The organism is Labedella phragmitis, from assembly GCF_004078635.1.
GTDB lineage: Bacteria > Actinomycetota > Actinomycetes > Actinomycetales > Microbacteriaceae > Labedella > Labedella phragmitis.
The window spans coordinates 969,516-990,466 of sequence record NZ_RZNB01000001.1 but is presented as its reverse complement, the minus strand read 5'-3'; the positions used below and the strand labels follow the sequence as shown (position 1 = coordinate 990,466).

12 protein-coding genes, 1 tRNA gene and 1 other RNA gene are annotated in these 20,951 nt (G+C 68.8%); 4 read left to right on the top strand and 10 right to left on the bottom strand.

What is annotated here, in order from left to right:
- Window positions 1–117: 117 nt before the first annotated feature.
- Entirely contained in the window at window positions 118–1,611 is a 1,494-nt protein-coding gene (locus ELQ90_RS04705; RefSeq protein WP_128494063.1) for a glycosyltransferase family 2 protein, read from the bottom strand.
- A 263-nt stretch (window positions 1,612–1,874) separates the two neighbouring features.
- On the opposite strand from ELQ90_RS04705, the gene ELQ90_RS04700 reads away from it, so the two are divergent.
- On the top strand, window positions 1,875–2,477 hold the full coding sequence (locus ELQ90_RS04700; RefSeq protein ID WP_128494062.1) for a hypothetical protein: 603 nt from the start codon (window positions 1,875–1,877) through the stop codon (window positions 2,475–2,477).
- A gap of 39 nt (window positions 2,478–2,516) precedes the next feature.
- On the opposite strand, the gene ELQ90_RS04695 is transcribed toward ELQ90_RS04700, so the two are convergent.
- The 9 genes from ELQ90_RS04695 to ffs all read right to left on the bottom strand — a co-directional run bounded on the left by ELQ90_RS04695 (window position 2,517) and on the right by ffs (window position 14,892).
- Window positions 2,517–3,728, bottom strand: a complete 1,212-nt coding sequence (locus ELQ90_RS04695) for a GGDEF domain-containing protein (protein WP_128494061.1) — start codon at window positions 3,726–3,728, stop codon at window positions 2,517–2,519.
- Complete coding sequence (locus tag ELQ90_RS04690) at window positions 3,718–5,403, bottom strand: sensor histidine kinase (protein ID WP_128494060.1); 1,686 nt, start codon at window positions 5,401–5,403, stop codon at window positions 3,718–3,720. Before ELQ90_RS04690 ends, ELQ90_RS04695 begins: the two co-directional genes overlap by 11 nt.
- 46 nt (window positions 5,404–5,449) lie before the next feature.
- The gene (locus tag ELQ90_RS04685; RefSeq protein ID WP_128494059.1) at window positions 5,450–6,502 is read right to left on the bottom strand and encodes an aspartate-semialdehyde dehydrogenase; all 1,053 of its coding nucleotides are present in this window, start codon (window positions 6,500–6,502) and stop codon (window positions 5,450–5,452) included.
- Window positions 6,503–6,528: 26 nt separating this feature from the next.
- Entirely contained in the window at window positions 6,529–7,794 is a 1,266-nt protein-coding gene (locus ELQ90_RS04680) for an aspartate kinase (protein WP_128494058.1), read from the bottom strand.
- Between the two features lie 106 nt (window positions 7,795–7,900).
- Window positions 7,901–8,500, bottom strand: coding sequence for a recombination mediator RecR (recR, locus tag ELQ90_RS04675; RefSeq protein WP_128494057.1), 600 nt, complete (start codon window positions 8,498–8,500; stop codon window positions 7,901–7,903).
- A gap of 17 nt (window positions 8,501–8,517) precedes the next feature.
- Window positions 8,518–11,217 carry a DNA polymerase III subunit gamma and tau gene (locus tag ELQ90_RS04670; protein ID WP_208020562.1) on the bottom strand — a complete coding sequence of 900 codons (2,700 nt, stop codon included), beginning with the start codon at window positions 11,215–11,217 and terminating at the stop codon, window positions 8,518–8,520.
- A 110-nt stretch (window positions 11,218–11,327) separates the two neighbouring features.
- Window positions 11,328–12,533, bottom strand: a complete 1,206-nt coding sequence (locus ELQ90_RS04665; RefSeq protein ID WP_128494055.1) for an acetate/propionate family kinase — start codon at window positions 12,531–12,533, stop codon at window positions 11,328–11,330.
- Window positions 12,530–14,656, bottom strand: coding sequence for a phosphate acetyltransferase (gene pta / locus ELQ90_RS04660; protein ID WP_128494054.1), 2,127 nt, complete (start codon window positions 14,654–14,656; stop codon window positions 12,530–12,532). Before pta ends, ELQ90_RS04665 begins: the two co-directional genes overlap by 4 nt.
- A 139-nt stretch (window positions 14,657–14,795) precedes the next feature.
- Window positions 14,796–14,892, bottom strand: an RNA gene (ffs, locus tag ELQ90_RS04655) — signal recognition particle sRNA small type.
- Window positions 14,893–15,011: 119 nt separating this feature from the next.
- On the opposite strand from ffs, the gene ELQ90_RS04650 reads away from it, so the two are divergent.
- From ELQ90_RS04650 to ELQ90_RS17085, 3 genes are all read left to right on the top strand, one after another.
- Window positions 15,012–15,096, top strand: a tRNA-Ser gene (locus ELQ90_RS04650).
- A gap of 78 nt (window positions 15,097–15,174) precedes the next feature.
- Complete coding sequence (locus tag ELQ90_RS04645) at window positions 15,175–16,182, top strand: helix-turn-helix domain-containing protein (RefSeq protein WP_128494053.1); 1,008 nt, start codon at window positions 15,175–15,177, stop codon at window positions 16,180–16,182.
- A gap of 211 nt (window positions 16,183–16,393) precedes the next feature.
- Window positions 16,394–20,875 (top strand): S8 family serine peptidase, encoded by a 4,482-nt coding sequence (locus ELQ90_RS17085; RefSeq protein ID WP_166408834.1) that lies wholly within the window; start codon window positions 16,394–16,396, stop codon window positions 20,873–20,875.
- Window positions 20,876–20,951 lie beyond the last annotated feature (76 nt).

Genomic DNA, 20,951 nt, shown 5'->3' with positions numbered 1-20,951 from the left:
CGTCGAAGGGCTCGAGTCGATGTTGGGTCGTCTGGGATTCGAGCCTCTCGAGAGGCCCAGGGAACTGAGGGGGTGTTCCCTGGGCCTTTCGAAGGGCTCGAACCGACGGGGTTCGGATCAGACGCGGTAGCCGCGGTGACGACGGATGACGGAGAAGAACATTCCGAGGGTCTGCAGGACCGTGATGACACCGAGGATCGGCCAGCAGACCCAGAGGATGAGCGATTGCACGTCGGTCGACAGCTGGAACCACACGAAGGTGAGGGCCGCGACCGTCGCGAGCAGACCGATGAGCGGCACGAGGTAGGCGTTACCCGAACCGCGCTCGGCCTTCGCCTGCTCCGCCCAGTTGTCGACCTGCTTGCGGCTCGCGAACTTCGTCCACGCCCGCAGGAAGTGACCGATCCGGATCCACATGTAGATCTCGGCCGGAGCGACCAGGAGGGCGAACAGGATGTCCTTCCAGTTGCGCGACTTCATCGAGATGGCGACGCGGAGGTTCAGGATCACCGCGACGACCGGTGGGATGAGCCAGAGCGGGCTGAAGACGAACGCGTCGATCGAGAGCGATGCGACGAGCAGCAGCACGAACATGACACGCGTGATGATGTTGACGAGCATCGAGAAGTGCTCGAACCAGCGCAAGCGGAGGTTCGGGTGGAAGGGCTGTCCCTTCGTGTCACCGCGCTGGCCCGGCCACATGAGTTCGATGGCGCCGAAGTTCCACTTGACCTGCTGAGCGTCGAGCGAGCGGAGCGTGTGCATGCCACCGACGTTGGCTCGCGCCTGAGCACTGATCTTCGTCAGGTAGCCGGCGCTCTTGATCTGTAAGGAGAGGAGGGAGTCCTCGACCTCGCTGTCCTTCACCCACGGGGTCTGCTGGTGGCTGTCCTCCATGACCTCACGGAGTGCTGTCGTGGAGAAGATCGAGAACTGGCCCCCGAGCACCGCCATGTTGCGGCCCTTGAGCATGTTCGACATGTTGAAGGCCGCGAACTGCGCCCGCTGTCCCGCGATGAGGAATGGGGACATCGGACCGTGAACGTCCGTGTCGTCGATGCTGTAGATCGCGGAGATACCGCCGATGCGGGTGTCGGAGGAGATCTCGTCGACGAGGTTCTGCACGGCGGTCGGGTCCGCCGTCGTGTCGCCGTCGACTCCGAGGAGGTAGTCGTAACCCTCGACGAGGTCGTAGCCGTAGTTGAGCGCTCCGACCTTCTTGTCCGGGTTGACGCCGATGTCGTGGACGAAGATCTCCGTCTCCTGGTATTCGTCCGGACCCGTGCGGCGGACGTGCGGTCCGGCGTAGTGGCTCGCGAACTCGACGGTCGCGTCCGTCGTGTTGTTGACGATGACGTGGATGACGTCGGGGAGACGCGTCTGCTGGAGGAGCGAGTCGAGAACGCTCGCGATCGACTCCTCCTCGTTGTATGCGGGGATGATGCAGCCCACGGTGGGGCGATACGTGGGGAGGGCCTCGACACTCTCGATGAAGTCGCTCGCGAATTCATCGAGATCGGGTCGTGCCGAGGGCCCCCCGACGCGTGCGGATTCGGTTCCGCGGGAGGCACTCTGCGCCGAGGCACTCGGGGTTCGGGTCCCTGCGCTCATGGCCATGTCCTTCCGCTTCCGATGGTGATTGTTGCTAGGTGTCCCGCACGATCTCTCGTGCGTTCTGAGATCAGTGAACACCGGCGACCTCAGGCGTCCCGCGGGGTACCCGCTGGTTAAGCTCAGGTTTTCCTCAAGATCTGCGCACGGAAAACACCCCGTGCGGCTCGGTCGCCCGTTTCACGCCCGTTTTCGGGTGGTTCGGGGCCCTCCTCACCTCGTGCTTGTCGTCCGATGCCCACCGCGGATGCCAAGATAAGGCCATGCGCATAGGGAGAATCGCGACCACCGCCGTGGCGTCGCTGGCCGTCGTCCTCTCACTGAGCGCGTGCGGGACACCGCCGTGGGAGACGCGGTCCACGAGGACGCCGACCCCCGTGGCGACGACCCCGAACCCCGTCGAGACGGTCGAGACGGTCGTGAACGAGCTCGCCTCCGGCAGCGCCGAACGACAGCTGACGGCCGGCAACATCACACTCACCGTCGACTACTGGTCGACGCTCTCGATGGACCAGTGGACGGCCGACGCGAACAAGCCGCTGAGCTTCTCCGCCGTCGCCGCTCTCGAGGACGGCGACAACCGCATCTATCTGTCGAAGGTGTCGATCGTGACCGCGGTCCGCGGTGACGGCGCTCCCCTGCCCGCTCCGGCCCCCCTCGCCGACAATGCGAACGTCGCGCCCGGGTACTTCATCTCCGCCCCGTACAGCTACAGTCAGAGTTTCGTGCTGCCGGCCGTCGACGAGTCAGCGACCTCCGTCCAGCTCACGATCACCTACGAGCTGCTGCTCCAGACGACGCCGACGTCGTCCGAGTACGCGAAGCAGACCGCTACCGATACCCTGACGATCGCCATCGCGCCCTGACGCCGTACACTCCCGAGCGCTCCCGCGACCGCTCGCGAGTCAGTCGAGCGCCGTCCGCGATCGATCGATTCGGCGTGGCACGGCCTGCGTCTGGACCGCCGCCTCGACACGGTTGCCACCGGCTTCCCTCGCCCGGTCCAGAGCGTCGAGAGCCGCGTCCCGCAGCTTGTCGAAATCGAACGGGACCGTGAAGGTGTCGGAGACGCCGATCGAGGCACTCAGGCGGATGTCGTTCGTGCCCTCGACGCGGCCCTCCGTGATCTCGGCCAGTATCGCCTCGGCGATCTCGCGGGTCGCTTGCGGCTCGGACACCATCACGAGGACTCCGAAGTGCGAGGATTCCTGGCGTCCGAGGATCGACGACGTGGGCGTCACCTCGCGGAGGACGGTCGCGACCGTCTGGAGGGTGGCGTCCCCCGTGCCGCGCCCGAACGCCGTGTTGATCTCCTTGAGACCGTCGATGCGAATGAGAAGGAGCGCGACCGAACTGGACCGTCGTCGGGCGCGATCGATGCGATCCTTCGCGCCGTCGTCGAAGGTGTCGCTCGCGAGGACCCCGAGCGTGAACGAGCGGACGGCATTCCGAGCGAGAGGATTCGCTCCACCGCCGAGCGAACGCTCCACCTGGAGGCTCGTCATCGCGACCGATGAGGAGATCAGGAAGAGGATCGTGACGAAAGTCGCGAGATTGGTGCCGAAGTACGTGCGGAAGAGGTCGCTGTAGGGACCGTAGAGGAGGAAGACCGCGCAGCGCGCGAGGTAGAACCCGGCGACCACGAGCATCACGACGGCGAGGGACCGGGCGTTGACGCGGGAGCGCATCTGGCCCGTGAGGCCCTCGACGCCGGCGAGCAGGGCGAACAGTCCGACGCCCGCGAGCATCGCCCATCCCCCGGCCCACTCGCCGCCTTCCGGTCCACGGACGACGACGGCGGCGGCAACGGCGACCGTGACGACGACCACGACGACGAGCCACGGCTTCCTCCCGTTGTAGGCGCGGCACCCGGCCCACACGAAGCCGATCGCCGCGGTGATGGCCGCGTTGCCCACGGCCACGGTGACCCACAGTCCCGGGTTGATCGCGTCGAAGCCGTAGGCCAGGGCCGCGAGCATGCCGTTCGTGAACGCGACGGTCCAGAGCCTCGAGACGAGGTCGAGCCGTTGGATGGAGGTGTTCAGTATGAACGACGCCCCCGCGAGGATGGTGACGAGCGCGCTCATCACCATCAGGGTGCTGGTGTCAAGAAACATGACCGTCCCGTCCTTGTCTCACGGCCAGGGCGGCCGCGGTTCGACGCTCTTTCGGAAGGGTTACGGTGAACGTCGTCCCGGCCCCCTGTTCGCTCTCGACGGCGACGGACCCGCCGTGCTCCTCGATGATCTCGCGCGCGATGTTGAGGCCGAGCCCCGTGCCGTGGATCGACGTCTGCCGCACGGAATCCGTCCGGTAGAAGCGCTCGAAGAGGCGCTCCTGCTCGTCTGGACGCATGCCCCGACCCGTGTCGCGCACGGTGACTCTGACGTCCGCTCCGACATCCGTCACGGTCACGAGGACGGACCCGCCGTCGTTGTTGTACTTGATGGCGTTCGACACGAAGTTGTCCATGACCTGACGGAGCCGGAACGCGTCGCCCATGACGACGACATCGCCGCTCGAGCGGACGTCGAGCGTGATACCGCGCGCTCCGCCGGCGACGCGGGCCGCCTCGATCGATTGGGCGGCGATCTCCGTGATCTCGCACGGTGCGAAGTGCATGACGAACCGATGCGAGTCCCCGCTCACGGTCGCGAGGAGGTCGCTCACGATCTGGAGAAGCCGCTCGGAGTTGTCGAGCGCGATGCCGACGAGTCGGCGGGACTCGTCGTCGAGACCCGGACTGTCCACGACGAGATCGAGGTAGCCGAGGACGGATGTCAGTGGGGTGCGCAGTTCATGGGAGACGGACGCGACGAAGTCGTCGCGCGCCTCGACGGCGGCGAGTTCGGGCGTGACGTCGCGCGTGATGATGATGCAGCCCTGGCTCTCGCCGTCCTCGTCGAGGAGCTGGCGTGCGGAGACGGCGAGGGCGATGCGCCGCTCCCCCGGTCGGCCCTGCCAGATGATCTCGTTGTCGAACACCTCCCCGCGCATCGCGCGGCGGTACGGGCGTCGGCTCTCCGGGATCGGCGTCACGCGGTCGGGCAGGTACACGAGTTCCTGCACGAGGGCGTCGTTGAGGTCTCCGAACGGTTCCATGAGCGCTCGGTGCGCCTGGTTCACGAGCACGACGTTGCCGCGGTCGTCGTATCCGATGACGCCGAACGTCACGGCGTTGATGATCTCGTCGAGGGTCTCCTGCTGCCGTCGCACGCCGGCGACGGCGCCTTCGAGGAGGCGCGACTGCTGACGGAGCAGGACCCGGTGCGCCGCACCTCGGCGAGCGGCCTGGAAGGCGGCCGTCGCGAGGAACATGAAGGTGATCGGGAGCACGAACAGCGTCGGGACGTCCGAGACCGTGAGCGTCTCGCCGCGCCACCAGATCGACATCCACAGGAGCACCGAGCAGATCGCGGGTCCGAGGAGCGCGATCCACGCGGAGAAGTGGCTCGCGAGCCAGAAGATCGGGAACACGAAGAACAGGCTCGCGGCGACGGCGGGCTCGCCCTCGCGCACCAACATGATTGCGGCGATATCGAGGAGCGGGACGAGGGCGATCGTGTTGTGGGGTACTCGCGCCCATGGGACGGCGGCCGCGACGGCCGTCGCGAGGAACATGATCGCGAGGCCCGTGACGTACAACGCGTCGGTGACGGCGACCGGCGAGAACAGGTACGTCACGACCGTGAGCGCGAGGACGGACGTCGCCGCGAGCATCTGCATGCGGAAGACGCTGCGCTCGAGGCGCTGTGCCGCGGCATCGCCAACGCGCGCCATCACTCGAGCCATGGATCGAGAGTAGCAATGGGTCCGACGGGCGCCCCGCCGGACACGATCACGCTGCCGGCTGCTTGGCCGCGATGAGCTCCGCGATCTGCACGGCGTTGAGCGCGGCGCCCTTGCGCAGGTTGTCGTTCGAGATGAAGAGCGCGAGACCGCGGCCGCCGGGAACGCTCTGATCGGTGCGGATGCGTCCCACGAAGGAGGGATCGCTCCCCGCCGCCTGCAGCGGCGTGGGGACGTCCGACAGCTCGACCCCGGGCGCTGCGGCGAGTAGTTCCTCGGCGCGCTCCGGGCTGATCGGGGAGGCGAACTCGGCGTTGATGGACAACGAATGGCCCGTGAAGACGGGGACACGGACGCAGGTGCCGGCGACGAGCAGCTCGGGGAGCTCGAGGATCTTGCGGCTCTCGTTGCGGAGCTTCTTCTCCTCGTCCGTCTCGCGCCCCCCGTCGTCGACGATCGAGCCGGCAAGCGGGATGACGTCGAAGGCGATCGGCCGGACGTACGTGGTCGGCTCGGGCATCGACACCGCGGCACCGTCGTGCACGAGACCGAGCACGTCCTGCTCCGTCGCCGAGCGGACCTGGGAGGCGAGCTCCTCCGCACCGGCGAGTCCCGATCCGGACACCGCCTGATACGTGCTGACGATGAGCCGTTCGAGGCCGGCTTCGGCGTCGAGCACCTTGAGCACGGGCATGGCGGCCATCGTCGTGCAGTTCGGGTTGGCGATGATGCCCTTCCGCGCCTCGTCGATGGCGTGCGGGTTCACCTCGCTCACCACGAGGGGTACGTCGGGGTCCATCCGCCACGCACTCGAGTTGTCGATGACCGTGACGCCGGCCGCCGCGAAGCGCGGGGCGTGCGCTCGAGAGCCAGTGGCGCCGGCCGAGAAGAGGGCGATGTCGAGGCCCGAGGGATCCGCGGTCTCGACGTCTTCGACGACGACCTCGCGGCCGCCGAACTCGATCGTGCGACCGGCCGAGCGTGCCGTCGCGAAGAAGCGGATCTCCACGATCGGGAACTCCCGCTCGAGCAGAAGCCGACGCATGACCGTGCCGACCTGACCTGTGGCGCCCACGACTCCGACGCGCATTCCGTCACTCATGACTGTTCCTCTTCCCGTCTCGGCGCTCAACGACCGGTGCCCGCGTAGACCACGGCGTCGACGTCGCCGTCGAGACCGAAGGCGGTGTGTACGGCTCGCGCGGCTTCGGCGATCGTGTCCGCTCGCGTGACGACCGAGATCCGGATCTCGCTCGTCGAGATCATGTCGATGTTGATCCCGGCATCGTAGAGCGACTCGAACAGGCGGGCCGAGACGCCCGTGTTGGTGCGCATCCCCGCACCGACGAGAGCGAGCTTGCCGATCTGGTCGTCGTGCTGCAGCGAGGCGAACTGCACGTCGTCGCGTTCGTTCCGGAGAGCGGTCAGGACCGACTGCGCCTCCGACTTGGGCAGCGTGAAGGAGATGTCCGTGAGCCCTGTCGCTGCCGCCGAGACGTTCTGGACGATCATGTCGACGTTCGCATCGGCTCGCGCGATGATCTTGAAGATCTGGGCGGCCTTTCCGGGGACGTCGGGAACGCCGACCACGGTGATCTTGGCCTCGCTGAGGTCGATGGCGACCCCGGTGACGATGGGCTGTTCCACTGTCTCACCCTCTTTCGGGTTGATCACGAGGGTTCCCTCGTTATTGCTGAACGACGAGCGCACATGCAGCGTCACGCCGTGGCGTCGGGCGTACTCGACGGCGCGGATGTACAGGACCTTCGCGCCGGCGGCCGCGAGCTCGAGCATCTCCTCGCTCGTGATCGAGTCGATCTTGTGCGCTTTCGGGACGACGCGGGGATCCGAGGTGAAGATGCCGTCGACGTCGGTGTAGATCTCGCAGATGTCGGCGCCGAGGGCTGCGGCGAGGGCGACGGCCGTGGTGTCGGAACCGCCCCGTCCGAGCGTCGTGATGTCCATGGTGTCGCGGTTGAATCCCTGGAAGCCCGCGACGATCGCGATCGCCCCGGCGTCGAGCGCCTTCCGCACGCGGACGGGGGTCACGTCGACGATCCGCGCCGCACCGTGGTGCGCGTCGGTGATCATGCCGGCCTGGCTCCCTGTGAAGGACTGCGCCTCGTAGCCCATGCCCTTGATGGCCATGGCGAGGACCGCCATGGAGATGCGTTCGCCGGCGGAGAGCAGCATGTCGAGTTCGCGCGGCTCGGGGAGCGGCGTGACGAGGTGGGCGAGGTCGAGCAGCTCGTCGGTCGTGTCGCCCATCGCGGATACCGCGACGACGACGTCGTGACCGACCTTCCGCGTCTCGACGATGCGTCGTGCGACGCGCTTGACGCTCTCGGCGTCGGCGACGGACGACCCGCCGTATTTCTGCACGATGAGACTCACGGGATGACTCCTGGATGGGGTGACGGGCGAAGCCCGGTCACCATTCTAGGGTTCGCCGCATGACGGCCCGGCAATGTGACGAAAGGGGGTGTGTACCTCCGCAGAGTCAGTTCGAGACGATCGTGCGCCCCTCGAACGCGCGGCCGAGGGTCACTTCGTCCGCGTACTCGAGGTCGCCGCCGACGGGGAGACCGGACGCCAGCCGCGTGACCCGGATCTCGAGCGTCTGCAGGAGGCGGCTGAGGTACGTGGCCGTCGCCTCGCCCTCGAGGTTCGGGTCCGTCGCGATGATGACCTCCTGCACCGTGCCGTCGGCGAGACGCTGGAGCAGCTGCCGGATGCGGAGCTCGTCTGGACCGATCCCGTCGATGGGGCTGATCGCTCCGCCGAGCACGTGGTACAGCCCGCGGAACTCGCGAGTGCGCTCGATCGCGACGACGTCCTTCGCCTCCTCGACCACGCAGATGAGCGTCGGGGTGCGGCGCGGATCGCGGCAGATGGAGCACGTCTGCTGCTCGGCGACGTTTCCGCAGATCTCGCAGAAGTGGACCTTCTCCCGCAGCTCTGTGAGCAGCTCGGCGAGCCGGGACACGTCGAACGTCTCGGTCTGCAGGATGTGGAATGCGATGCGCTGGGCCGACTTCGGACCGATGCCCGGCAGGCGGCCGAACTCGTCGATGAGTTCTTGGACGATTCCCTCGTACATGGCCTACCCCTCGTCCGTCACGGTGTGAATCTCGAGGGGGGCGTGTACGGCTGCTCCTCGATGAATCGGGCGCCGAGGATCTCGCGTACGACGGCCTCGCCGTAACGCCCGTTCTGGCGATTGGACGGGTCGGGTGCGACGAACGGACGAACGGTTCGCGGAGCGGGTGCGGTCGTCTCACCCTCGGAGGGCGCGTCGGCCGGGCGGGTCGGAGCCGCCGTTCGCGGTTCGGGGATCTCGACGACGGGAGCGATCGTCGCGGCAGGCGCCACGCTCGGCGAGGCGCTCTGCTGCGGTTCCGTCGGGGACGGCGACGCGGCGGACGTCGCCTCATCCGAATCGGCGGCCGGACGGTCGGCGCCCGGGATGGCGACGACGTGCCAACCGGCGGCGTCCGTCGACGACGTGTGCGGCGGAGCAGCCGACACCGCTCCGGCGCTCGGACGGCTCGGGGCCGCTGAACCCGGAGGGGCCGGGTCGTCCGACGCGGTGTTCCGCGATGCGGTCGTCGGCGATCCCGGACGCTGGGTCGGCGTCGTTTGCGCGGCGTTTCGCTGCGACGACGACTGCGGAGCCGATCGCCCGGCGGCGGGCCCCACCGGACGCTGACCGGCGGCGGAGGGCCCGCGCGTCGGAGAGGAGCGGACGGGCCGTTCGTGGTCCTCGAGAGGCGGCGGAACGGAGTCGTCCGGCGGAGCGTCCTCGTCCGAGAGAGGGGGGACGTCGTCGTCGATGGGGGCGACGTTGGCAGGTGCCGGACCGGTCCTCCGATCCTGGCGAGGAGCAGGGCGACCACCCCTCGTCGTGCCCGCGACCGTGCTCGAGGCGGCGGTCGACCCGTTCGATCCGGTCCTCGACCCGCCCACGCCGTCGCTCGAGGTGTCGGGCTGGGGTGCGTCCTCGGTCACCGGCATCGCGCTCATCACCGCGGGAGCGGGCGCCGGGGGCGCCGAGACGGGGGCACCATCGACGCGCGCGATGTACTTCACGCGGATGCCCAGGACGTCGAGGATGGCCTGCCGGACGTACTCGCTCACGCCGTGGCCGGCGTTCAACTGCTTGAAGCTCTCGACGTCGTGCTGGCTCGGGAAGGTGAGCGTCAGCACGTCTCCCTCGAGGTTGCGCACGGTCGCCGTGACGGCGACCATCCACGCACCGCGCTTCACGGCCCCCACACGCTCGAGCACCTCGGGCCACGCGTCCTTGAGCTGCTGCAGCGAGACGGCTCCCGTGGGCGCGGTCACCGGTCGTGCGGGCGAAGCCTGCGGATCCGGAGCGCTGGGAGCGCGCTTCTCGATGTTCTCGGACCGGACCGCCGGCGTGGAGGGCGAGCCGCTCGATTCCGAGCGGCTCGCGGCCGGGGCGGTCGCCACGACCGCCGGCTCGGAGGAGGCGGGCCCGGCGACGACGGGCGTCGTCCGTGCCGGTGACGGTGCGACGGCCGACGCGTCGGACGCAACGGAGGGCGCGACCGGGCCGGACGGCGCGGTGGCGCGCTGAGCGTCCGCGCCGCTCGAGGACGCCGCGGACACGCCAACCGTCACGGGACCGCCGTCGACGCCGACGCGACGCTCGAGCCGCTCGACGCGCGCGAGCGCTCCGCGCGCCGTGGCGTCGGCCGCCGGCACGAGGATGCGCGCCATCATCAGTTCGAGGTGGAGGCGCGGCGACGTGGCGCCGGACATCTCCGTGAGCGCTCGACCCACGAGGTCGGCGGAGCGGGACAGTTCCGCCTGGCCGAACGCCGACGCCTGCCGCGACATGCGGTCGAGCTCGTCTTGCGGGATGCCCCGCATCACGGCCGCTGCGCCGTCCGACGTGGCCGCGACGACGATGAGGTCACGCAATCGCTCGAGGAGATCGTCGACGAAGCGGCGCGGATCCTGACCGGTCTGGATGACGCGGTCGACAGCACCGAACACCCCCCCGGCGTCGTTCGCCGCGAGGGCGTCGACGACCTCGTCGAGGAGCGCGGTGTGCGTGTACCCGAGCAGGGAAACGGCTCGTTCGTAGTCGACCGACGCGCCCTCCGACCCCGCCATGAGCTGATCGAGCAGTGACAGGGTGTCGCGAGCGGAACCTCCACCCGCTCGCACGACGAGCGGGAGCACACCCGGCTCGACGGCGACGCCCTCCGCCTCGCAGAGCTCGCCGACGTAATCGAGCATCTGTGCCGGCGGGATGAGCCGGAACGGATAGTGATGGGTGCGCGAGCGGATCGTGCCGATGACCTTGTCCGGCTCGGTGGTCGCGAAGATAAACTTGACGTGCTCCGGCGGCTCTTCGACGATCTTGAGCAGCGCGTTGAACCCCTGGGGCGTCACCATGTGCGCCTCGTCGAGGATGAAGATCTTGTAGCGATCGCGCGCCGGGGCGAAGATCGCCCGCTCGCGCAGGTCGCGCGCGTCGTCGACGCCGTTGTGGCTCGCAGCGTCGATCTCGACGACGTCGAGGGACCCGCCGCCGTCGCGCGAGAGCTCGACGCAACTGTCGCAGACACCGCACGGGGTGTCCGTTGGGCCCTCCGCACAGTTGAGGCAGCGGGCGAGGATGCGTGCAGAGGTGGTCTTGCCACACCCGCGCGGACCGCTGAACAGGTAGGCGTGGTTCACACGATTCGTGCGCAGTGCCGTGCGGAGCGGATCGGTCACTTGAGACTGGCCGATCATCTCGGCGAATGTCTCGGGCCGGTAGCGGCGATAGAGGGCGGTGACCACGGACTCCATGGTAGTCGCCACCCCCGACACCCGGTCCGGTCGTGGCACCTTCCCTCGACGGACGGGAGATCGCCTCGCCCTCGTTCGGCCGGGAGCCGCTGATCCTGCGGTCAGCCCACCGCCGACAGCGTCTGGATGGCGATCTCGAGCTCCTCGTCGGTGGGCACCACGAGCACGGCGACCTCCGAGTCGTCCGTCGAGATGACCGAGATCTCGCCTCGACTCACGGAGCGGTTCCGCTCATCGTCGACGCTGATGCCGAGCCGTTCGAGGCCGGCGAGGGACTCCGCCCGGATACGGTGGTCGTTCTCTCCGATGCCGGCCGTGAACGCGATCGCATCCACCCGCCCGAGCTGCGCGTAGTAGGCGCCGATGTAGTGACGCAGGCGGTGCACGTAGACGTCGAGGGTCTCGCGGGCATTCGTGTCTCCTGCGGCAGCGCGCTGACCGAGGTCGCGCATGTCCGACACCCCGGACAGGCCGAGGACACCGCTCCTCTTGTTGAGGAGGTCGTCGAGATCGTCCGCCGACATCCCCGCGCGCCGCATGAGGTGGAGGAGCACGGCGGGATCGATGTCGCCCGAGCGGGAGCCCATCACGAGACCCTCGAGCGGAGTCATCCCCATCGACGTCTCGACCGATCGTCCACCGGCGATGGCCGCGACGGAGGCGCCGTTGCCGAGGTGGAGCACGATCTGATTGAGGTCGGCGAGCGGTCGGCCGAGGAACTCGGCGACGTGCTCCGAGACGTACTTGTGCGATGTGCCGTGGAACCCGTAGCGCCGGATACGGTGCTTCGCCGCGAGCTCCCGATCGATCGCGTACATGTAGGCCGCCGGCGGGAGCGTCTGGTGGAACGCCGTGTCGAAGACCGCGACGTGCGGGATGTCCGAGAACGCCTTCTGCGCGGCGTCGATGCCCTGGACGGCTGCGGGGTTGTGGAGCGGTGCGAGGTCCGAGAGGTCCTCGATGTTGATCTTGACGAGGTCCGTGATGACTGTCGGCTCGAAGAAGCGACGCCCCCCGTGCACGACACGGTGTCCGACGGCCACTGGCCGGTTCTCGTCGAGGGACGGTCCGTGCTCCTCGAAGCTCGCGATCATCTCACCGAAGCCGGCCGTGTGATCGGGGATATCGACCTCGCGCTCCCAGACGGCGTCGGGATCGTCCCGGGTTTCGTCGCGGTGCTCCACACGACCGGTGCCCTGGCCGATGCGCTCGACGAGGCCCGAGGCGAGAGCCGCGCGGTCCTCCACGTCGATCAGCTGGTACTTGAAGGACGACGATCCCGAGTTGACGACGAGGACGGTGCTCACGACGCCGCCTCCACCGCTGCTCGCGCCCCGGCTTGGATGGCGGTGATCGCGACGGTGTTGACGATGTCCTGCACGGTCGCTCCCCTCGAGAGGTCGTTGATCGGCTTGTTGAGCCCCTGGAGCACCGGGCCGATGGCGACGGCTCCGGCGGAGCGCTGCACGGCCTTGTAGGTGTTGTTGCCCGTGTTGAGGTCGGGGAAGATGAACACGGTCGCGCGCCCCGCGACGTCCGAGCCCGGCATCTTCGTGGCCGCGACGGCGGCGTCGGCTGCGGCGTCGTACTGGATCGGACCCGCGACCCGGAGGTCCGGCCGGCGTTCACGGACGAGGGCCGTGGCCGCACGCACCTTCTCGACGTCGGCGCCCGATCCCGACTCCCCCGTGGAGTAGGAGAGCATCGCGATGCGCGGATCGATCCCGAACTGTGCCGCGGTGCCCGCTGACGAGATCGCGATGTCGGCGAGTTGCGACGAGTCGGGATCCGGCACGACGGCGCAGTCGCCGTAGACGAGCACGCGGTCCTCGAGAGCCATGAGGAAGACGCTCGAGACGACGTTCACGCCCGGCGTGGTCTTGATGATCTCGAAACCCGGCCGGATGGTGTGTGCCGTGGTGTGGATCGCGCCGGAGACCATGCCGTCGGCGAGCCCCATGTGCACCATGAGCGTTCCGAAGTACGACACGTCGGTCACGACGTCCTTGGCCTGATCGAGGGTGACTCCCTTGTGGGCGCGCACTCGCGCGTACTCCTCCGCGAACTTGAGGGCGAGCACCGGGTCGTGGGGCGAGAGGACCTCGGCGCCCGCGATGTCGAGGCCGAGCTCTATCGCCCGCGAGCGCACCTCGAAGGGCTCCCCGAGGATCGTGAGCCGCGCGACGTCGCGCGCGAGCAGCGTGTGGGCGGCGCGGAGGATACGGTCGTCCTCACCCTCCGGGAGGACGATGTGCCGGTCGGCGGCGCGCGCCTGCTCGAGCAGTCCGTACTCGAACATGAGCGGCGTCACGACGGACGTCCGGCTGACCTGGAGCCGGTCGACGAGAGTGGCCGTGTCGACGTGCTGCTCGAAGAGCGCGAGTGCCGCGTCGTACTTGCGCTGCGAGTCGGCGGCGAGGCGCCCTCGCGTCGAGGTGATCGCCACGATCGTGTCGTACGTGCCGAGCCCCGTACGGATGATCGGAAGGGTCTGCGGGAGGCCGTCGAGCAGGCGCTCGATCGGCTCGGGGAGATCGAAGCCGCCGTTGAGGACGATGCCGGCGATGGACGGGAAGGTGCCGGCGGCCTGCGCCATGAGCGCGGCGAGCAGGACCTCCGTGCGGTCGCCCGCGACGACGAGCACCGCGCCCTCCGTCAGACGCGGAAGCACGTTGACCATGCCCATGCCGGCGACGACCACGCCGAGCGCCTCGCGCTGAAGTAGAGCGGGGTCGCCCTTCAGGAGCTCGCCGTCGAGCGACGACATGATCGAGCCCATACTCGGGGCGACGAGGTACGGGTTCTCGGGGATCGCCCACACGGGGACGCCCGGCTTCGCGCCCTCGATGCCGGCGACGATCGCGGCGGTGTCCGTGTCGTCCGCGCGATTCGCGATCACCGCGAGGAGCGTCGCGTGCGCGTTGCGGAGCTCCCCGAGGGCCAGCTCGGCGATCTGCTTCATGTGCTCGGGGCTCCGCGACCTGCTCTGTCCGAGGCGCTCTCCGGATCCCTGGCCTTCGCGCCCGCCGAGCACGAGGAGGACCGGAGCACCGAGGTTCGTCGCGATGCGGGCGTTGAAGCCGAGCTCGGTCGGGCTGCCGACGTCGGTGTAGTCGGAGCCGAGGATCACGACGGCGTCGCACTTCGCTTCGACCGACTTGTAGCGTTGCACGATGCGCGAGAGGGCGAGCTCGGGACCGGCGTGCACGTCGTCGTAGCCGACGCCGATGCATTCGTCGTAATCGAGGTCGACACCGTCGTGCTGGAGCAGGAGTTCGAGGACGTAGTCCCGCTCCTCCACCGATCGCGAGATGGGGCGGAAGACACCGACACGCTTCACCTCGTGGGAGAGCAAGTCGAGGAGCCCGAGGGCGATCGTCGACTTCCCGGTGTGTCCCTCCGCCGATGTGATGTACACGCTCGTGGCCACGATCATCCTTCGGTTGTCCAAGGGGTCGTGTCCCACGCTACAGGAGCCGGGTGACACTCTTCTACGCTGTGTCGAAAAGCGGTCGGACGTGCATCGTTCCGCCCTCCGCATACGCCGGCGAGACGTGACCGTCGACATAAAAAAGGACCCCCCGCGCACCCGCCAGAGCCCGGTTACCCTTGCTGCGTTTCCGCCCTGGGGGAGTTGGCCTGGATGGCGCCACGCGGGGAGCCGACCACAATCCTACAGCGCCCGCCGAGTCGTCGCCACGCACCGCCTGGTTAGGGGCCGCGGTGGCGCCGGCCTGTCGCGCGACCCGGTAGGATGTTCAGGTCGCGGTTCGCCGCGTCCGTCAGGAGGATTCGCCTAGTGGCCTATGGCGCACGCTTGGAAAGCGTGTTGGGTGCAAGCCCTCGGGGGTTCGAATCCCCCATCCTCCGCCGAAGAACCACCTGCCGAAGAACCGCACGCGCACCAGGTGCGCTCACAACCACACCACCGGGGCTCGAATCGTGAGCGTGAGACCGAGCACTCCCCCCGACGCGCTCCGGCTCGCCGGGGTCGACGAGATCGGCGAACGCGTCTATCGCCAACTCCTGTCGGTCGACGTCGCGCACACAGACTCTCTCGCGATCGCGCTCGATTTCTCCCCCGACGTGGTCGCCGAGCGGCTGGCGATCCTGTCCGACGCAGGTCTCGCCGTACAAGTGGCGTCCGGCGGGTTCACGGCTGTCGACCCGCGCGCATCGCTGAGGTCTCTCGCAGACGGTCACGCGCGCCGGGTCGACGCCCTTCGCTCCGTCATCCCCGAGCTGGCAGAGGCGTTCGACCTCAATCGACGGGAGGGTGCGCGATCCTCGCGCACCCTCGTCATCACCGGTCCGGAGGCGATCGGCGACTGGTACGGTCGAGTGAGCCTCGGAGTCGAACGGGAGATGCTCGCGTTCGACAAGCCTCCGTACGTGGTCGGGGTGCAGGACCGGCTCCAAGGCCTCGCCCTCGCGAGGGACGTCGACTGGCGCAGCCTCTACGGGCGGGAGAGTTTCAACAGACCGGGGCGACTCGACGAGGTGCTTCAGGACATCGCGGGAGGCGAGCAGGCGCGGCTCACGGAGTCCGTCCCGGTGAAGCTCGCCCTCGCCGACCGCAAGCGTGCCATCCTGTCCCTCTCCCTCAACGAGCGGGAGCCCGAGGCGCTCGTGACGCGGTCCCCGCAACTCATCGACGCTCTCGTCGCGCTCTTCGAGCTTTACTGGGATACCGCAGAGCCCCTCGTGGGCGGCGGGAGCGCCGGCCCGCGGATCCGCACCCCCTCGACCGGTCGCCGGACGGGACGACCCCCGACGCCGGACGAACGCACGCTCCTCACGCTGCTGTCGGCCGACCTCAAGGACGAGGTCATCGCACGCGAGTTGGGCGTGTCCACACGCACGCTCCGGCGGAGGATGCAGGACGTCTTCACCGAGCTGGGCGCCATGAGCCGGTTCCATGCCGGTGTCGAGGCGGCGCGGCGAGGCTGGATCTAGTCCTCTCCACCGCGGTGCCGATGTGTCGAGCGCGTTTCCCCGCTGTTGCGGCTCTATGAACGGGGGCGTCCGGAATCGGACAGCGCCGTTATCGGACACGCGGTCGATTGACGCGGAACCCGTGGCATCGGTAGCAACGGAGGAGGGACTCTCCGGTTGCGCATCGTCACCGGGAGGACCCGTCCCCTCCCGATGTCTCAAAGGACCCTCAGTGAAACTCAGATCACCTCGGCCTGCCCCAGCGCATCGACGACCGGCGCGCATCCTCGCGGCCGCTCTCGCGCTCGGCGCCGTAACCGTCTCCCTCGCCCTCCCGTCGACGGCATTGGCTCTCGAGCCGATCGTCGCCCCGTCCTCGGCCACCGAATTCTCGACACCGGCGGGGGACGCGGGGACAGAGGAGACGAAGACCTACGTCGTCGTCCTGAGGGACCAGGCTGCCGCGGCTCGATCGGGTTCGCGCTTCGACGCCGCATCGAGACGTGTCGCCGACTACACCCGCGGGCTCGAGGAGACCCAGTCCCAGGTGGCGGAATCCGTCGGCGCGGACATCCTGATCGGATACACGCTGGCGACCAACGGCTTCGCCGCAGACCTCACCGACGCGCAACTCGAGAAGCTGCGCTCAGACACTCGCGTCGCGACCGTCGTCGAGAACGAGATCCTCAGCGTCTCCGACGCCGGCACGTCCACCGGCTACCTCGGACTCGAGGGCGACGACGGCGTCTGGTCCTCGCTCGGGGGGTCCGACGAGGCCGGGGCGGGCATCGTCGTCGGCATCATCGACACCGGCATCGCGCCGGAGAACCCCTCGTTCGCGGGCGAAGCCCTCCGCTCCACCGCCGGCGGGGACCCGTATCGCGATGGCGACGCCATCATCTTCGAGAAGACGGACGGGTCACAGTTCCGCGGCACGTGCGAGACGGGAGACCAGTTCACGGCCGACGACTGCTCCACCAAGCTGATCGGAGCGCGATACTTCGTGAACGGGTTCGGCGCCGACCGCATCGGCACCACCGCTACCGGCGAGTACCTCTCGCCTCGCGACGGAGCGTCGCACGGTTCCCACACGGCTTCGACCGCTGCCGGCAACGCGTCCGTCGACGCCGTCACCGCCGGGCCGGTCATCTCGGGCGTCGCGCCCGCCGCGAAGCTCGCCGTGTACAAGGCCTGCTGGGAGGGCCCGGACCCCGCGGCGACGACGGACGACGGTTGCGCGACGGCCGACCTGCTCGCGGCGATCGACGCCGCTGTCGCCGACAACGTGGACGTCATCAACTACTCCATCGGAGGCGGCGCGGCCGAGACGACGAACTCCCTCACGGATCAGGCCTTCATGCGGGCGGCCGAGGTCGGCATCTTCGTCGCGGCGGCCGCCGGCAATGCGGGGCCGAATGCCTCGACGCTGGACAACGCGTCGCCGTGGATCACGACGGTCGCTGCCTCCACCATTCCCGCACCGGAGGGCACGGTGCGCCTCGGCGACGGCACCGCATTCCTCGGTGCGACGACGACGGTGCCGAGCGCCGGCGTCGCCGGTCCGTTCGTGTCCGCAGCGGACGTCGCGCTCGCCGGTGCCACGTCCTCCGCACTGTGCGGCCCAGACTCCCTCGACCCGGCTCGAACAGCCGGAACGATCGTGCTCTGCGACCGCGGCGAGGTCGACAGGGTAGCGAAATCGGCCGAGGTTGCGCGAGCCGGCGGCATCGGTATGGTGCTCGTCAACACCTCGCCCGACTCGACGGACCTCGACGCGCACAGTGTCCCGACGATCCACGTCGACTCCGCCGCTCGCGACGCCCTCGTCGCCTACACCGCCACCGACGGAGCCACGGCGACGCTCGAGAACGGTAACACCGCGGGTGAAGCCCCCGCTCCGACTCCCCAGGTAGCGGGCTTCTCGAGTCGCGGCCCCGTGCTCGCGGACGGATCCGACCTGATCAAGCCCGACGTCGCCGCCCCCGGGGTGAACATCCTCGCGGCCACCGCCAACGCCGATGAAGCCGACCCGACATGGGGATACATGTCGGGAACCTCGATGGCTTCTCCACACGTCGCCGGCCTCGCTGCCCTCTACCTCGGGGAACACCCGACGGCGTCGCCGTCGGAGGTGAAGTCGGCCCTCATGACTACCGCGCGCGAAACACTCACCGACATTGGCGAACCGTTCGGTGACCCCTTCGGGCAGGGCAACGGCGAGGTGGTTCCCCGCGACTACCTGTCCCCCGGTCTTCTCTATCTCAACGACGTCACCGACTGGACCGCGTACCTGCAGGGCATTGGCGAAGAGCACGGCGTCGATCCGATCGACCCGTCGGATCTCAACCTCCCGTCCATCGGGATCGGTGGACTCGCCGGTTCTCAGACCGTGACCCGGACCGTCACCGCGACGGCGTCGGGCGAGTACACCGCGTCCGTCGAGGGGCTTTCGGGCGTGTCGGTGACGGTGTCGCCGAGCACACTCAGCTTCGATGCCGCGGGCGAGGAGCGCGAGTTCACAGTGACCTTCACCCGCACCGACGCCGAACTCTCGCGGTTCAGCACGGGATACCTCACGTGGGCGAACGATCGGTTCGCCGTGCGGAGTGCTCTCGCGATCCAGCCGGTGGCACTCGACGTGCCGACCGAGGTGGCCGGCACGGGCACGACCGGCGAGGTCGGGATCCCCGTGAGCGTCGGAGAGGCCGGTTCGATCCCGTTGAGCGCCGACGGTCTGGCCCGGGGCTCGCGCCAGACCGGTACAGGCACGGTCGGAGCCTCCTCCGACCGCTTCGCCATCACGATCCCGGCGGGGACGACGTTCGCGCGCTTCGACCTCGACGCCGCGGACGACTCGGCCGACCTCGACCTCGTGGTCTCCCGCCGGAACCAGAACGGCGGCTTCTCTCAGGTGGGGATGTCCGCGACGGGCAGCGCCGACGAGCGTGTGGACCTCGGCTCGGTGCCGGCGTCCGGCGGCACCTACCTCGTGGACGTGAGCTTCTACTCCGCCGCATCGGACGGGTCCACGTCCCTCGACTACACGCTCACGACGTTCGCCGTCGATCCCGCGGCGGCCGCCGGGGAGTTCACGACGGAACCCGGTACCCTCTCCGGGGCCGTGGGCGACACCCCGATCGTCCGCGCCGCGTGGTCGGGACTCGACGGCGGGACCTATCTCGGTGTCGTGCGCTTCGGTGACACCGGACTCACGACGATCGTGACCGTCGACGCCGGCGATGAGCCGGTCGCCGCTCCCGGGCTCGCGGCCCTGGAGGTCGGCCCCGAGTGGGTCGGTCTCGGCGGCGATCTGCGCGTTTCGGCGACCGGGCTCGTTGCGGGTGAACGCTACTCGGCGTCGATCGACGGCATCGGCGTGGTCAGGGTCGGCGTCGCTCCGCCGGGAGGAGCGATCGACTGGTTCGTCACCGTCCCGAACGACACGACTGCGGGGGCCCACGAGTTGACCCTCGCGGGAGGTGGAGCCGAACTCAGCGCGCCGTTCAACGTCACACCCGTCACGATTCAGAACGCGTGGGGCTACCCGACGGTCGCCTTCGACGGCACGCCGATGTCGCGACTCGCGATCACGTACTCCGGCCACGGCACGATTCACTACACGATCGAATCCGTGGCCTCCGGTGAACGTTTCGCGGATGAGACCCTGAGGGTCGGCGAGGTCACGGGCCTGCCGTCCCTCACGATCGACACGACCACTGTGGAGGTCGCGGCCGGCGAACTCGTTGGGGTCATCGCGGTGGTGTTCGAGGACGGGTCGGAGGGCCCGTCGTACACGACCGAGGTCTTCACGGCTGAGACCTCCGGTCCGAGCTCCCTTACGATCACGCCGACCATCGCGGACCCCGACGTCGTCGACGTCGCCGTGGACAACCGCACTGGCACGACCATCGTCGAGATGCTGCGCTACGTCGGCTGTGACGGCCGTCTCGTGGTCGCATCGGAGTTCTTCGACGGCGGGAACGCCACACGGACATGGGACCTCACCGGTTTCGTCAGCGTGGAGGTCTTCGATGAGGCCACGGCGACGACGATCGCCAGCTTCGAGAACACGGCCGACGGCCGCTGTGATACGGCGGGCATCTCCATCTCCCAGAACTATTGGGGCACGATGACCGTCGGCGACGAAACCGACGAGGAACGGCCTCTCACGCTCGAGGTGAGCAATCGGTACGCTCCGTACAGCGGCGGCTTCGACCTCGTGGTCGGCGAGGGCGAGCAACGCTTCGAACGGGACCCCTTCTTCTATGAGGCGATCCCCGTCGAGGAGATCACGGAACGCGGGCCCGTGATCAGCCGGTCGATGCCTGTGCGGGAGGAGACGCCGCTGTGGGCGGTGACCGGGTGGGAGGCGACAGTCCCGCCGGGCATCCACCTCATCGCGCAGACCTGGATCAACATCCCGGGTGTCAGCACGGAGGACCTGCGGCCGGGTGCCGAGGGGCCGACCGAACCCGGCGAACCCGGCGGACCCGGCGAACCGGGCGATCCCGACGAGCCCACACCGGGCCCGCAGCCGAGCGAGATCCCGGGTGACCCGGACGAACCGGACGCATCCGACAGCGATCCCCTCGCCTCGACCGGAGCGGCTGGCGCAGCAGCCCTGATGCTCGCCGCGGGCACGGCCATATCCCTCGGCGCGTTCGCTCTCCTGCGCGGGCGTCGCCGGAGAGGAGGCGCCTCCACCGTCGACTGACTACCCTCCGTCGTGCGGTGCTCCCGGCCCGGCAGCCGGGAGCACCGCATCACTCGGCGCAGCGCATCGTCTCACT